The 13,953-nt window shown below is 66.3% G+C and carries 10 protein-coding genes; 4 read left to right on the top strand and 6 right to left on the bottom strand.

Going from position 1 to position 13,953, the window contains the following annotated elements; all coding sequences use genetic code 11:
• Positions 1-8: 8 nt before the first annotated feature.
• Complete coding sequence (locus ASF31_RS05930) at positions 9-2,279, bottom strand: PAS domain-containing sensor histidine kinase (protein WP_055753770.1); 2,271 nt, start codon at positions 2,277-2,279, stop codon at positions 9-11.
• Positions 2,276-3,331 carry a tRNA dihydrouridine synthase DusB gene (gene dusB, locus ASF31_RS05935; protein WP_055753771.1) on the bottom strand — a complete coding sequence of 352 codons (1,056 nt, stop codon included), beginning with the start codon at positions 3,329-3,331 and terminating at the stop codon, positions 2,276-2,278. The genes ASF31_RS05930 and dusB overlap by 4 nt, the downstream gene beginning before the upstream one ends.
• A gap of 95 nt (positions 3,332-3,426) precedes the next feature.
• Between dusB and ASF31_RS05940 the strand changes: the two genes are divergently transcribed.
• Positions 3,427-4,578 carry a bifunctional 2-C-methyl-D-erythritol 4-phosphate cytidylyltransferase/2-C-methyl-D-erythritol 2,4-cyclodiphosphate synthase gene (locus ASF31_RS05940; RefSeq protein ID WP_055753772.1) on the top strand — a complete coding sequence of 384 codons (1,152 nt, stop codon included), beginning with the start codon at positions 3,427-3,429 and terminating at the stop codon, positions 4,576-4,578.
• Here ASF31_RS05940 and ASF31_RS05945 read toward each other — a convergent pair.
• Positions 4,575-6,863 (bottom strand): spermidine synthase, encoded by a 2,289-nt coding sequence (locus ASF31_RS05945; protein WP_055753773.1) that lies wholly within the window; start codon positions 6,861-6,863, stop codon positions 4,575-4,577. The genes ASF31_RS05940 and ASF31_RS05945 overlap by 4 nt on opposite strands.
• 40 nt (positions 6,864-6,903) lie before the next feature.
• On the opposite strand from ASF31_RS05945, the gene ASF31_RS05950 reads away from it, so the two are divergent.
• Together ASF31_RS05950 and ASF31_RS05955 are read left to right on the top strand one after the other, a co-directional pair.
• Entirely contained in the window at positions 6,904-7,392 is a 489-nt protein-coding gene (locus ASF31_RS05950; protein ID WP_055753842.1) for a CinA family protein, read from the top strand.
• Positions 7,389-7,640 (top strand): sulfurtransferase TusA family protein, encoded by a 252-nt coding sequence (locus ASF31_RS05955; RefSeq protein ID WP_055753774.1) that lies wholly within the window; start codon positions 7,389-7,391, stop codon positions 7,638-7,640. Before ASF31_RS05950 ends, ASF31_RS05955 begins: the two co-directional genes overlap by 4 nt.
• On the opposite strand, the gene ASF31_RS05960 is transcribed toward ASF31_RS05955, so the two are convergent.
• The gene (locus tag ASF31_RS05960; RefSeq protein ID WP_055753843.1) at positions 7,597-8,445 is read right to left on the bottom strand and encodes a YihY/virulence factor BrkB family protein; all 849 of its coding nucleotides are present in this window, start codon (positions 8,443-8,445) and stop codon (positions 7,597-7,599) included. The genes ASF31_RS05955 and ASF31_RS05960 overlap by 44 nt on opposite strands.
• Before the next feature lie 297 nt (positions 8,446-8,742).
• Here ASF31_RS05960 and ASF31_RS05965 point away from each other — a divergent pair, with 297 nt between their 5' ends.
• A complete protein-coding gene (locus ASF31_RS05965; RefSeq protein ID WP_055753775.1) occupies positions 8,743-10,050 on the top strand; it encodes a diguanylate cyclase domain-containing protein in 1,308 nt (435 codons plus the stop codon).
• A gap of 6 nt (positions 10,051-10,056) precedes the next feature.
• Here ASF31_RS05965 and mfd read toward each other — a convergent pair whose 3' ends face one another.
• Both mfd and ASF31_RS05975 read right to left on the bottom strand, forming a co-directional pair.
• Positions 10,057-13,506: a transcription-repair coupling factor gene (gene mfd / locus ASF31_RS05970; protein ID WP_055753776.1), complete on the bottom strand. Its 3,450-nt coding sequence runs from the start codon at positions 13,504-13,506 to the stop codon at positions 10,057-10,059.
• Positions 13,506-13,847 (bottom strand): succinate dehydrogenase assembly factor 2, encoded by a 342-nt coding sequence (locus ASF31_RS05975; RefSeq protein WP_055753777.1) that lies wholly within the window; start codon positions 13,845-13,847, stop codon positions 13,506-13,508. The genes mfd and ASF31_RS05975 overlap by 1 nt, the downstream gene beginning before the upstream one ends.
• Positions 13,848-13,953 lie beyond the last annotated feature (106 nt).

Consider the following 13,953-nt stretch of genomic DNA (forward strand, 5'->3'; position numbering starts at 1 on the left):
TTGCCTCGCTATTCGGCGGCCAGGGTCTGGAGCTTGCGCTCCGCGCCCTCGCCGCCTTTACCGTGGGGTTTCAGGGGGAAGATCATGCACACGCGTGCGCCGCGCAGGGTCTTGGCGTCGGCCAGCTTCAGCTCGCCGCCGTGGTCCTCGCAAATGCGTTTGACGATGGCCAGGCCCAGGCCCGTGCCCTTCTCGCGCGTGGTCACATAGGGTTCGGTCAGGCGATCGCGGTCGCGAGCCGGCAGACCCACGCCGTCGTCCTCGATGACGAAGGTGGCGAAGCCGTCCTCGATCGTCAGCGACGCGATGACGCCCGCACGATCCGACGCCGCAGCTTCGCCAGCGGCAAGCCGTTGCGCCGCAACCGACTCGCCCGCGTTTTTGAGGATGTTGATCAGCGCCTGCCCAACCATGCGGCCGTCGGCCTCCATTGTCGTCTTGGGCAGGGGCTCGGTGATGTCCACGACAATATCCGGTGCCGCCACCCGCTGAGCGAACACCGCCTCGCGCAGCATTTCGGCCGGGTTCTCGGGCGCGAAACGCGGCGCCGGCATGCGGGCGAAGGACGAGAACTCATCGACCATGCGACCGATGTCTCCGACCTGGCGGATGATGGTGTCAGTACACCGGTCGAAGATTTCGACATCCTCGCCGATCCGCGCGCGGTATTTCCGCTTCAACCGCTCGGCCGACAGCTGGATCGGCGTCAGCGGGTTCTTGATCTCATGGGCGATGCGACGGGCCACGTCGCGCCAAGCCGCGTTTCGCTGGGCCGTCACCAAGCGGGTGATGTCGTCGAAGGTCAGGACCATCTCGCCACCGAAGCCGCCCTCGATCCGAACGCGCAGCCGCCGCGTGTCTCCGCCCCGGCTGACGTCGATGTCTTCCTCGATATGGGCCTCGGCGCGCCGAACCAGATCGCTCAGCTCTGGCGACAGGGCCGCGAGTTCGTGACCCAGAACCTCGGCGTCGTCGATGTGAAGCAGTTGCAGGGCGCTGTCGTTGATCGCCGACACCCGCCCACGCTTGTCCAAGCCGATGACACCGGCGCTAACGCCCGACAGCACCGTCTCGATGAACCGGCTGCGATCATGCGCCTCGTCGCTCGCGGCTTTCAGCGCGGCCTGCTGAGCCTGCAAATCGCCGGTCATGCGGTTGAAGGCGTCCGAAAGGGTGGCGATTTCGGCCGGAGCGCCGTCGCTGTCGACCCTTGCGGTGAAGTCGCCGCCCGCGACCTGTCCCGCCGCCTTCACCAGACGACCGATGGGCGCAGAGATGCTGCTGGCCGCCGACATCCCCAGCCACACCGCCCCGACCAGCACCAGCAGCGCCGTCTCGAGATAGCTGAGGATGAAGGCGGACTGGATCCGAGCGCGGCTCTCCTCCGCCTCGCGATAGGCCTGGATCGACTGATCCGACGCGTTCATCCGCGCGATCAGTCCCTCTTGGAGGGGACGGACGAGATAGAGGTAGGCGTCTCCATACGCCGGCAGAGCGATGATGGAACGTACGGTATCGGGCTTCTGGGTAACGTCAGTGGGTGGTTTGCCGTCCTGCCCAGCGGCCTCGATATAGCTGCGCGGCGGCGCCAGGTAAGGCGGCGCGCCGGGTTGCTCGGCTCGCGCCAGAACTTCGCCGTTGCCGTTGACAATATAGATGGCCGGGTATCGGAAAATGTCGCCGACCTGCGCCAAGGCGGCGTTGAACTGGATGCGGTCGTCAAACAGTCCTCTCGCGCTGTCCAACTGATCCGAGATCGTGACCAAATCCGCATCCATCGAACTGGCCACGTCGCGGACATAGGCGCGACCGATGATCGCGCCGTTGTCGACCGACGATTTCACGTTCTCGCTGAACCATTGGTCTACGCCTCGATTGACCAGAACGCCGAACACCAGGGCGATCAGCACCGACGGGACCAAGGCCACCATCGAGAACAGGGCCACAAATCTCAGATGAAGGCGTGAACCCGCTTCGTCGCTGCTGCGCACCAAGGTCAGCACGCGCCGGCCTACAATGATAGCCAAGCCGGAAATCAGCAGCAGATTGGCCGCCAGAACGATCAGCGCGATCTGGCTGCTCGATCCGCGCGCCGACCCCGATGTGGCGCCCGGCGCGACCGCCACCAGCCAGATGGCCGCCGCCGTGATCGCGACAGCCAGAAAGAACGCCAGTCCGAAGCCGGTCCGCGCCCGTTCGCTATCGACCCACCCCCAGAACGACCCGTCGTCCGACGCGAGGTCGGGCGAAGCGGTGCGTGCTGAAGGCGTATCCGTCATGCCACAGCAGTCTCCAACACCTGTGGCCCATTTTCAACAGCAGACTTACCCAACCGAGGCAAATCCGGCCGCCACAGTTCGTGCATGGCGTCTTCGACGGCCATCGGATCGTCCAGGCGGCAAATTCTTGCCTTCGCCTCGCGACGGTGTTGCGGATCGGCCGGCCAAGGCGCCTGTTCGATGTACCAGCCCAGATGTTTGCGGAACATTTTCAAACCCAGCGGCAGGCCGTAGAACTCGGCCGACGCCCGTAGATGTTCGATCACGATCGCCAGACGCTCTTCAGGCCCGGGTTCCTCCAGCGCCACGCCGTCGATCAACGCCCGCTCAAGGTGCGCCGCCAGCCATGGCCGGCCGTAGACGCCACGTCCCAGCATCAATCCGTCCGCGCCGGACTGCGCCAAGGCCTGGCGCGCTTCATCGGCGGTGATGATGTCGCCATTGACGATGACGGGGATGCCGACCGCCGCCTTCACCGCCCCGACTGCATCCCAATCCGCTTGCCCGGTGTAGAACTGCTTTCGCGTGCGGCCATGCACCGTGACGGCCTTGACGCCGATCGCTTCCGCGCGGCGAGCCAGTTCCGCGGCGTTTCGGCTCTCGTCGTCCCAGCCCAGCCGCATCTTGACCGTCACCGGCCGATCGGTCGCCTTGACCGCGGCCTCCATGATCCGACACGCCAGATCGGGCGTCCGCATCAGGGCCGAGCCGGCAGCCGAGCCCGTGACCTCCTTGGCCGGACAACCGAAGTTCAGGTCGACGATGTCCGCCCCGGCCTTTTGCGCCATGCGTGCGCCCTCGCCCATTTGTTCGGGATCACGCCCGACCAGCTGGATGACGGTCAGCGGCAGACCTGCTCCCACGGCGGCGCGCCGCACGACGTCAGGCCGCGCCCGCGCCAGTTCCTTGGCGGCCACCATTTCCGTGGCGACATAGGCGGCGCCCAGTTTGGAGGCCAGCACGCGGAACGGCAGGTCGGTCACGCCGGTCATCGGCGCCATCAGCACCTGGCCGGGCACGGTCACATCGCCGATTTGCAAGGTCTTGGGCATTTCCGTCTTTCGCCGCATCGCAGTCGCCCTCGTCAAGCACGACCGCGGCGCTTTGATGGTTTCGCCCCGTCGCCGCGCGCACTATCAAGGCCGCCATGACATTCTCGGGCATCATCGTCGCGGCCGGTTCCGGCTCGCGCGCCGGCGGCGACAAACAGTGGCGGAACCTGAGTGGAAAGCCCGTGCTGCGCTGGTCCGCCGAGGCCTTGCTGAACGCTGGCGCCGACGAACTGATCGTCGTGATCGCCCCTGACGCCCTTGACCGTGTGGCCGAGGTGCTGTCCGGTTTGCCGCGTTGGAATGCCGTCGTCGGTGGAGCCGCCCGCGCCGATTCGGTCCGCGCCGGGCTTGCAGCCCTGACCTGTGGGAAGGGTCAGCCGGTACTGATCCATGACGCCGCCCGTCCGCTGCTGGACGCCGCCGTCATCGACCGTCTGCTGTCGGCCCTTGAAACTTCGGACGGCGCCCTGCCCGCCCTGCCGATCGCCGACAGCCTTCGGCGTGGCGACGCGGAAATCATGACCGACGTGATCGAGCGCGACGGTCTGTGGCGCGCCCAGACGCCTCAAGCCTTCCGCCGGGGCGTGATCGAGACCGCCTATGCGGCCTGGTCGGACGCCGAGGTTCCGACCGACGAAGCCGTCGTCGTCCAGCGCAACGGCGGCGCGGTGGCCCTGGTTCAGGGCGATGCACGTCTGATGAAACTGACCTATCCCGAGGATTTCGCCATGGCCGAAGCTCTGCTGCCCCGCGCGCAGCGTTATCAGACCCGCATCGGCTCCGGCTATGACGTGCATCGCTGGGGACCGGGCGGGTCCGTCTGGCTGTGCGGGATCGAGGTGCCGCACGATCAGACGCTGATCGGCCATTCCGACGCGGACGCCGGTCTTCACGCCCTGACCGACGCCATCCTGGGCGCCATCGCGGCAGGCGACATCGGCGACCATTTCCCGCCGACGGATCCGAAATGGAAAGGCGCTTCCTCGGACCAGTTCCTGATCCATGCCGCCGAACTGGTCGGGGCGCGCGGCGGCCGCATCGTCAACGTCGACGTCACCCTGATCTGCGAACGCCCCAAGGTGAAGCCGCATCGCCAGGCCATGCGCGACCGCATCGCCGGGCTGCTGAATCTTCCGCTCGACGCCGTCAGCGTCAAGGCCACCACGACCGAAGGGCTTGGCTTCACCGGACGCGGCGAGGGTCTGGCCGCCCAGGCCGTGGCGACCGTGGAAACGCCGGCGCCCTAGCGCGCCGCCATCTTCATCTGACGCACCAGCGATCCGAACAGATTGACATAGTCGTCCGTCCAAGGACGCACCGTCGTCGGCGACAGCTTGCGCCAACGCGCATCGTCCCTGAAGCCCTCCAGCGCCGCCGGACTCTTGCCGATCAGCAGGGCCTCGGTCGAGGCCTCGGCCATGTCGCCTTGGCCCGACTGCTCGATATAGACCTGGTGCAGGTGCGGGACCTTCAGGGCCTGCGCCGCCGCCTCGGCCGGCAGGGTAATCTCCAGATTTCGGTTCGACAGATGCAGCACCACGACGCCGTCGGGCGCCAGCAGCCGCAGATAGCCGCGGATCGCCTCCACCGTCAGCAAATGGGTCGGCACAGCGTCGGACGAGAAGGCGTCGATGACCAACAAGTCGTAGGATCCCGCCGGCTCGCGATCCATCGTCAGGCGGGCGTCCCCCAGAACCGTCCGAACCGGCCCATCGGCGCAGCCATTGATGAAGCTGAACCATTGGGGGTCGCGCGACAGCCGATCCACCATCGGATCGATCTCGAAGAAGGTCAGTTGGTCCTGGGCGCGCTTGTAGGCGGCCATGGCGCCCGAGCCCTGCCCCACCACGCCGACGCGCGCGCCGTCCAGCCGCCTCGTCTGCATCTGCAGCATCGCCTGCCCCAGCGGCGTCGAGGTCGCGTAATAGAGCGTCGGCTGACAGCGGTTCGACGGCGCCTGGGCCTGGGCGCCATGCAGGGTCGTGCCGTGCATCAGCACATGGACCGGCCCGCCCATCAGCGGATCGTCGATCTTGGCCACTCGCATCACGCCAAAGAAGCTGCGTTCCGACAGGACCCAGTCATAACCGCGCGCCAGATGATAGCCTGACCAGACGATGGCGGCCAAAACGATCGTGAACATCACCGCCCGATCACGGACCAGGAAGGCGAACAGGGTCGCGATCCCCAGGATGGCTTGCGCGATCCGCACCAGTTCGGCGTCGGGGATGGCCGCGCGGATGTCCGGCGCATACCGGACCGCCTCCATCGACAGCGGCCCCAGAAGAGCGATGACCACGCCGGCGACGCAGCAGATGATCTCCGACGGCCTGATCTCGCGACGGCTCCACGGCCGCAGTAGTCCGACCGCCACCAGCACCAGCGGATATTCCCACACCATGTCGAAAACGGCCGGCGCGATCAGGCCATTGAACAGCCCGCCGACCACGCCGCCCAGCGACAGCAAGAGATAGAATTCGGTCAACCGATCCGGCGTCGGCCGTCGCGCCGCCAGCCTCTGGTGACACATCAGCGCTGTGAAGAAGAAGGCCGCCAGATTGATGGTGAAAACCAGCAGCCATTCACCAGTCCGGAACGCGATCAGGGCGGCGCAGGCCGCTGCCGCCGCGGCCTGCAGACCAAGGCCGATGGCTGGCGAAACAGCCGGCCGTGTCTGGAACGCGATGACGAACGTCAGCAGATAGAGCGCGAGCGGTATGACCCATAGAAAGGGCGCCGAGGCCACATCCGTCGTCAGATGCGCCGTCACCCCCAGCATCAGACTGGACGGTGCGGCGGCCAGCAGAACCAGCATCCCCTTTTCGCGCCAGGCGATCGGCGGGCTGGCCTCAAGTGGCGCGGGCTCCGCCGTTCCAATCTCGCGTCGTCGCCAGACCTGAACGCCCAGCCCCACGACCATCACCACGAACAGCCCATAGCCGACGCTCCAGCCCAGGCGCTGACCCGACAGGCTGGCCAGCGGCTCGATCACGACCGGATAGGCCAGCAGGGCCAAAAAGCTGCCCAGGTTCGAGGCGGCATAGAGAACGTAGGGGTTCTGGCCGTCTGCATGTCCGGCCCGCACGCGCGCATACCAGGCCTGAAGCAGCGGCGCGGTCGCCGACAGAACCGCAAACGGCGCGCCGATCGACACCGCCAGCGTCGCCAGCAGCCATATCGCCGGTTGGGACGGATCGGGATCCCCCAACAGGCCGCTGATCTGCAAGGGCAGGAAAAACGCCGCCACGATCAGCAGACCCAGGTGGACCCCGACCTGCGCCCGCATCCTCGCCAAACGTTGCAGCAGGTGCGCATAGCCATATCCGGCGAGCAGCGCGGTCTGGAAAAACACCATCGACGCGTTCCACACCGAAGGCGATCCGCCCAGCGTCGGCAACAGCAGCTTGGCCGCCATCGGTTGAACGACGAAGACCAGACAGGCCGATGTGAAGATGGCGACGGCGAACAGGATCGGCGCGATGCGATCCGATGTCGGGGCGGCGGGGCGTAACGGATCGACAGCCTCGGTCATGGCTCTGGTTAGAGCGGGGTTCGCGGCCTATGAAAAGACCATGTTTTCCCAAGATATCGCGCACCTGGCGCAACAGATTGTCGCAACAGCCAGCGAACGCGGCCTGATGCTGGCGACGGCCGAAAGCTGCACGGGCGGGCTGGTGTCCGCTGCGATCACGGCCATCCCCGGTTCGTCAGCGGTCTTGGATCGCGGCTTCGTCACCTACAGCAACGAGGCCAAGGCCGAGATGCTGGGCGTGTCGCTGGAAAGCCTGTCCGCCCACGGCGCCGTGTCGCAAGCGGTCGCTCTGGCCATGGCTGAGGGCGCCGTGGCGCACTCGCGCGCCTCCGTGTCGGTGTCCGTGACCGGCGTGGCCGGACCAGGCGGCGGATCGGTCGACAAGCCCGTGGGTCTGGTCCACTTCGCGGCGTCAGGCCCACAAGGCGTCGTTCACCGTGTCGAGCAGTTCGGCGACCTCGGCCGCGACGACATTCGCCAAGCCAGCGTTCGTGTGGCGTTGGAAATGCTGGCGGATCGGCTCGCGTGAGCGACCCCGTCGTCATCGACGCCAGGGGTCACCGCTGCCCTGTTCCCAGCCTGAAGCTGATGAAGGCGATGGAAACCGCTCCGCCCGGCGCGCGGATCGTGCTGCTGGCCACCGATCCGATGGCCCGGATCGATGTGCCGTTTCTGATGTCTCAAAAAGGCGGGCGCCTGCTCGAGATCGAGGACGCCGACGGCCTTCTTCGCATTACGATCGAGACCGACGCCCGGCCCGACGCTCCGACAGATTGACGACATCGGCCGGCGGCGCATCGACGACCGCGCGCGCCTTGGCCGCCAGTTCCATCTCGGTAGCAAAGGCGCCGCCGTAGAAGATGGCGTTGACGTTCCACGACAGCCAGATCAGCAGCACCACCACGGCGCCGACCGATCCATAGGTGGCTCCCAACGGCGCGATCTGCTCGACATAGATGGCGCACAGCCACGACGAGACGACCGACATCAATGTCGCCACCAAACCGCCCGCCGTCGCCGGCAGCCAGGCGACCGGCGTCCTGTGGCTCATGGCGTAGCGGTAAAGAAGCGTCAGCCCGATCACCAAACCGATGGCGGGCAGCAAGGCATCCAGCGGCGCCATGCCGCTTCGCCCGGCCAGGCCGGCGGCCGACGACGAGGCATGCGCCATGATCCGCACGGTCACGACCGCGCCTGACACCACAGTGAACAGCGCAAAGGCGAAGATTGCCACGAAGAAGGCCAGCAGATTGAACTTGAAGAAGCCGTGCGGCTCGGTCTCGTCATGGATCAGGTTCAATCCCGCCAACAAGGCCTTGAAACCCCGGTGCGCGGCATAGGCGCCGACGAACAAGGCGAAGGCGCTCTGAGCGGAAACCGTCCGCGCCGACGCATTGCTCAAACGCGTGATCTCGCCCTGAAAAATGGTCTGCGCCGCTTTGGGCAACAGGTCCGATAGCGCGGTCGCCTGGGCGCTGACTTCGCTGATCGACAGACCCAACTTGTAAAAGCCGATCAGGATGGCGATCGCCGGAAACACGGCCAGCAGGGCGAAAAAGGACACGCCGCCCGTATAGAGCATGACGTCGCGCCCCCAGCTGCGGGTGAACGCTCGCACGGCCAGCCCGCCCCAGAATCCAGGCGCTTTCAGGACCGACCGTGTCAGTTGCTCACTCAAATCGGTCCCCACAACCGTTGCACAAGCGGCGGAACCTAGCGGAATTCGTCTGCGGCGAAAGTCTCATCCGCGTGAGGACGATCATTCGCGATCCGGCCGCATCCCGTTGGCCGGACGACATTGCATCCTTAACACCCTCGTCGCTATGGTCCGCGCGTTTCCGGCCGGCTATTGGCGCGGCGACTTTTGGAGACGATCGGCTTGGCTTTCGACGCGCGCGTATTGATCCTGGCGGCTGACGATGGCCGGATCGGGCCGCTCGCTGCGGGTCTGGACGCGCTGGGCTGGACGACGGTGACCGCCCGTGACGTCGTCTCCGCTGAGATGACGCTTCAGGACTTTCCGCTCGAAGCCGCCGTCATCGATATCAACACCTTCGACGCCGACGTGGCGTCACGCCTTCGCGCCGCCGCCGAGCCGCGCCGCCTGCCCATCGTAGTCATCGGCGCCCGCCCTGATTCGGTAAAGGGTGCGGATCTGACCATGTCCACGCCGCCGCATCCGGCCCAGGCCGCCTTGCGCCTGGAGCAGTTGGGCCGGGCCGCCATCGCCGAGGAAGAATATCGGCTGCGCGTCACCACCTTCGCCACGCGCGGGGTCGGCTTGGACAAAAGGGCCGACGACGATGGTCCCTTGCGTGTGCTGGCCGCCGGCGTCGCGGACCGGCGCTTTCTCGCCCTGTCGAACGCCCTGACTGCGGCCGGTGTCGAGGTGGTCGCGGCGCCGACGCCCTACACCGCCTTCGACTATCTGCACGAAAGCCCGTTTGACGCCGCCGTTCTGTGGGGCGCCGAAGACCATGCGCCGGCCCTGTCGATCGCGGCGGGCATGAAGCGCAACACGCGCCTCTATCATATTCCGCTGATGCTCTATCTGCGCGGCAGGAACGAGATCAGCCTGGCTGAACTGTTCAATCGCGGCTTCGCCGATGTCGCGTCCGCCGACACGCCCGAGGGCGAAACGGCCGAGCGGATCCTGGCCCTGGCCGGCGCGCACCGCATTCATCTGGGCATCCGAAAGACGTTGGACTCGGTCCGCAGCCTGGAAGTGATGGACCCGGAAACGGGCCTGTTCACGCCCGAACTGTTCGCAAGCCACCTGGGCCGTGTCGCCGAGGCCTCGCGCGCGCGCAAGCGCCCACTTTCCGTCTGCGTACTGAGGGTGCGCGAAACCGAATCCGTCACCTGGGCGCGTCAGGGCGGTTGGCTGGATCGCGCCATGCCGCAGATCGGGGCCATGGTTTCGCGCCTTGTCCGTGTCGAGGACACCCCTGCCCGCCTGGCCAAGGAGGTCTTCGCCCTGGCCCTGCCCGCGACCCACGCTGAACCGGCGCGTCTGGCCGCAGAACGAATCGCGGCCGTGATCGGCTGCACCGCCTTCGACGCCGGTCCGGACAGGTCGCCGTTCGTCGCCGAATTCGACGTCGGCGCCGCCGAGATGCGTCCCGACGAAAGCGCCGCCGCCCTTTTGGAACGCGCTTCGGCCGACCTGTTCGAAAAGACGCGCTGACGGGCTCTACGCCCCCGCCACCCGCGCCAGATCGGCGGTGATCCGTTCGGCCACCTTCAATCGCTCTTCCGCCGTCGGCCAGTCGCCCGAAACGACGATCTTCTGATCCGGCCGGATCTTCCAGAAGGCGTGGTTCTTCTGGATCAACCCGACAAGTCCCGCCGGATTGGGGAAGCTGTTGTCGCGCAACGTCAGGACCGCACCGCGCGGTCCGATGTCGATCTTCTCGATGCAGGCCTTGCGGCAGTTCGACTTGATGCCGACGATCTTCAGCAACTGCTGCGCCTCATCCGGCAGCGGCCCGAAACGGTCGATCAGTTCGGCGGCTAGGGCTTCACGATCCTCGGCCTGTTCGGCGTCGGAAAGACGGCGATAGAGGCTCAGACGCACATTCAGGTCTGGCACGTAATCTTCTGGAATTAAGACAGACGCGCCGACATTGATCGACGGCGACCAACCGCGATCCACCGCCTGTCCCTCGCCCTTCTCGCGCAACTCCGCCACGGCGTCTTCCAGCATCTGCTGGTACAGTTCGACGCCGACCTCGCGGATGTGGCCCGACTGTTCGTCGCCCAGCAGATTGCCGCCGCCGCGCTGGTCCAGGTCGTGGCTGGCCAGCTGGAAGCCGGCGCCCAGATTGTCGAGCGACTGCAGAACCTGCAACCGCCGCTCGGCTGACAAGGTCATCGGCTTGACCGCATCGGTGGTCAGATAGGCGAAGGCGCGGGCCTTGGACCGCCCGACCCGACCCCGGATCTGATACAGTTGCGCCAGGCCGAACATGTCGGCGCGATGCACGACCAGCGTATTCGCCGTCGGGATATCTAGCCCGCTCTCGACGATCGTGGTGGAGACCAGGACGTCATATTCCCCGTCGTAGAAGGCGCTCATCACCTCTTCCAACTGGGTCGCGCTCATCTGGCCGTGGCCCACGACGAACTTCACCTCGGGCACCTGTTCGCGCAGGAATTTCTCGATGGCGGGCAAGTCCTTCAAGCGCGGCGCGACGTAGTAGGCCTGACCCCCGCGATATTTCTCGCGCAGCAGAGCCTCGCGCACCAGCACCGGATCCCACGGCGTGACGTAGGTCCGCACCGCCAGACGATCGACCGGCGGGGTGGCGATGATCGACATCTCGCGGATGCCTGACAGCGCCATCTGAAGCGTGCGCGGGATCGGCGTGGCGGTCAGGGTCAAGAGATGCACGTCGGCGCGCAGCGTCTTCAGCTTCTCCTTATGCTTGACGCCGAAGTGCTGTTCCTCGTCGACGATGACCAGGCCCAGATCGCGGAAGCCGACCTGTTCGCTCAGCACAGCATGGGTGCCGACAACGATCTCGACCGAGCCGTCCTTCAGCCCGGCCCGCGTCTCCGCCGCCTCCTTGGCACCCACCATCCGCGACAACTGACGCACTTTCACAGGCCAGCCCGCGAAACGTTCGGTGAAGGTCTTGTAGTGCTGGCGCGCCAGCAGTGTCGTCGGCGCGACAATCGCCACCTGCTGCCCCGTCATGGCCACGACGAAGGCGGCCCTCAGCGCCACCTCAGTCTTGCCGAAGCCGACATCGCCGCAGATCAGGCGATCCATCGGCGTGCCCTTGCCCAGATCCTCCAGCACATCGCCGATAGCGTTCAGCTGATCGTCGGTTTCCTCGTAAGGGAAGCGCGCGCAGAACTCGGCGAACAGACCCGGCGGCGGCGTGACCGCATCGGTCTCGCGCAGCGCCCGTTTGGCGGCCAGAGCGATCAGCCCCTCGGCCATCGCGCGCAGACGTTCCTTGGCCTTGGCCTTTCTGGCCTGCCAGCCTGCGCCGCCCAGCTTGTCCAGTTGGACGCCCTCGGAGTCCGAACCGTACCGCGTCAGAAGGTCAATGTTTTCAACCGGTAGATAGAGTTTGCTCTCGCCGGCGTAGAACAGCTCCAGACAGTCGTGCGGGGCCTGCTGGATTTCCAGCGTCTTGAGCCCTTCATAGCGACCGATCCCGTGATCCAGGTGAACCACCAGATCACCCGTCGTCAGGGCCGACGCCTCCGCCAGGAAGTTCGAGGCGCGGCGTTTCTTGCGGGGCCGCGCCAGACGGTCGCCCAAGATGTCGGTCTCGGAAATGACCGCCACCTCGTCGGTGACAAAGCCGTGCTCGACCGGCAGGACGCCGCGCAGATAGAGGTCTTTCGGGGCCGCCTGAACATCGGCCCAGTCGCGCACGGCGACGATGTGATCCAGCCCGTGGTCGGCCAGCATGGTCGCCAACCGCTCCGACGATCCTTCGGTCCAGGAGGCGAACAGCACCCGCTTGCCCTCGGCCTTCAGCGCCGCCGCATGGGCCGCCACCGCCTCGAACAGATTGACGCTGTCCTGCGCCCGCTCGGCGGCGAAGGTTCTGCCCAACCGTCCGCCGGCATCCTCGCCTCCCGTGGAGAAGGGCGTGAAACGACGCACGGCGCGACCCGCCAGCGCCTGGTTCCAGTCTCCGGCGTCCAGATAGAGCCGCTTTGGCGGCAAGGCGCGATTGGCGCTGGCTTGTCCTTTGGCCTTGGCCGCCTCAGCGCGCGCATCATAGGCGTCCGCCACCAGATCCCATCGCTCGGCGCGGGCCGTCTCGACCTGGTTGTCGAGGAAGATCGCCGCGTCGTCCGGCAGATAGTCGAACAGGCTATCCAGGGTCTCATAAAACAGCGGCAGCCACTGTTCCATGCCCTGACGCCGCGCGCCCTCGCTGATCGTCGCATACAGCGGGTCGTCGCCCGGCGCGCCGAACAGGTTCAGATAACCCGTGCGAAAGCGCGAGATGGCGGCCGCATCCAGCAGCGCTTCCGACACCGGCGCGAGGGACACGGACGTCATCTGGCCGGTCGACCGCTGCGTTTCGGGATCGAAGGTGCGGATCGATTCCAGCTCGGATCCGAACATGTCCAGCCGGACCGGCTCCTCGAAGCCAGGCGGATAGACGTCGACGACCCCGCCGCGCACCGCGAACTCGCCGCGCTCCGACACGGTCGAGGCCCGGACATAGCCGTTGGCGGCGAAATAGCGCTCCAGCGCCTGGATATCGAGATCGCGTCCGACCTTGGTTTCGAACCCGGCCTGTGTCGTGACCGACTTGGGCGGGGTGCGTTGCATGGCCGCCGACACCGTCGTCACGACCAGAACCGGCGCATCGCCGGGCTTGCGCATCGCCAGTCGCGTCAGCGTCGCCATGCGCTGCGCCGCGATCCCTGCCGTGGGGCTAAGTCGGTCATAGGGCAGACAGTCCCACGCCGGATAATCCAGAACTTCAATATCTTTCGAGAAGAACTGAAACGCCTGAACGAAACTGCCCGACCTCTGAAAGTCGCGTGCGACAAACAAGCCGACACCGCCGCCGGCCTTGACCCGTTCGGCGACGATCAGCGCGTCCAGCCCCTCGGGCGCGCCGCCCAGATCGGCGTCAATCCGATGTTCGACCTTGGCGTCCATCAGCCGATTCCCTTGCCGACTTCGGCCGCGACGTAGGCGCGCATGAATGCGCGCACCTTGGCCATCACCGGCGTCTCGAACTCGGGCGGCGTCGGATCACGCTCGATGATCCAGCCGTAAAGCCACTGATCTTCCTCGTCGATCAGCCGCTCGAACTGGTCCAGTTCCGCATCGGTCAGGGTCGGCGCGACCAGATCGGAAAACGGCCCCAGCACCATATCGGCCTCGCGAAAGCCCCGCCGCCAGGCGCGGAACTGTATGCGGCCCAACCGCTGCCTGCGCTCAGGCGTCATCTGCTCAGGGGTCATTTCGCTTTCGGGACGCGCGTCGATTTCGGCCACAAGAATCCTTGCCCGTTAAAAATGCCGATGCGCTCATGCAGCGATCCGCCGCGCGGAGGCGATAGCGCATCAGGAATGTGAGAAGCGCAGATAGCGTTCCTGAACG

Origin of the sequence: Brevundimonas sp. Leaf280, from assembly GCF_001422455.1 — a bacterium.
Taxonomy (GTDB): domain Bacteria; phylum Pseudomonadota; class Alphaproteobacteria; order Caulobacterales; family Caulobacteraceae; genus Brevundimonas.

What these genes read in the sequence shown, in the direction of transcription:
- ASF31_RS05930 (WP_055753770.1), bottom strand. Translation starts at nt 2,279, where the DNA reads ATGACGGATACGCCTTCAGCACGCACCGCTTCGCCCGACCTCGCGTCG.
- dusB (WP_055753771.1), bottom strand. Translation starts at nt 3,331, where the DNA reads ATGCCCAAGACCTTGCAAATCGGCGATGTGACCGTGCCCGGCCAGGTG.
- ASF31_RS05940 (WP_055753772.1), top strand. Translation starts at nt 3,427, where the DNA reads ATGACATTCTCGGGCATCATCGTCGCGGCCGGTTCCGGCTCGCGCGCC.
- ASF31_RS05945 (WP_055753773.1), bottom strand. Translation starts at nt 6,863, where the DNA reads ATGACCGAGGCTGTCGATCCGTTACGCCCCGCCGCCCCGACATCGGAT.
- ASF31_RS05950 (WP_055753842.1), top strand. Translation starts at nt 6,904, where the DNA reads ATGTTTTCCCAAGATATCGCGCACCTGGCGCAACAGATTGTCGCAACA.
- ASF31_RS05960 (WP_055753843.1), bottom strand. Translation starts at nt 8,445, where the DNA reads ATGCTCTATACGGGCGGCGTGTCCTTTTTCGCCCTGCTGGCCGTGTTT.
- mfd (WP_055753776.1), bottom strand. Translation starts at nt 13,506, where the DNA reads ATGGACGCCAAGGTCGAACATCGGATTGACGCCGATCTGGGCGGCGCG.